We start from the raw sequence: 243 nt of genomic DNA on the forward strand, positions 1-243 counted from the left end.
GATGCTCTAAATCAGATTTAATATGATGCTCAAAGGCATTCTTTTGATTTATTAATTAGCTGAAAGAATTGATGTTTTTACAACGAGCGCACTTTATTTGTACACAACCGCTGCCTTTTGCCAGCAATTTCCCACAAAACTTACAGCGTAATTCACGATAGATTTGCATTTGCATCCACTCCTGTATCAGATAGAATGCCTCGGTCTCTAGAGACTAAGGCGGCCTTAGAAGTCAATGCAGGC

At 39.5% G+C, this 243-nt stretch carries 1 protein-coding gene; it reads right to left on the bottom strand.

The features are described from left to right. Window positions 1–55: 55 nt before the first annotated feature. Complete coding sequence (locus HMPREF2871_RS11565) at window positions 56–175, bottom strand: zinc finger domain-containing protein (protein ID WP_311457636.1); 120 nt, start codon at window positions 173–175, stop codon at window positions 56–58. Window positions 176–243: the final 68 nt, after the last annotated feature.

It is taken from the genome of Neisseria sp. HMSC067G12, from assembly GCF_001812725.1.
In the GTDB taxonomy this organism is placed as follows: Bacteria; Pseudomonadota; Gammaproteobacteria; order Burkholderiales; family Neisseriaceae; genus Neisseria; species Neisseria perflava.

Excerpts from the sequence above, each read along its gene's own strand:
- HMPREF2871_RS11565 (WP_311457636.1), bottom strand. The coding sequence starts at position 175 with ATGCAAATGCAAATCTATCGTGAATTACGCTGTAAGTTTTGTGGGAAA.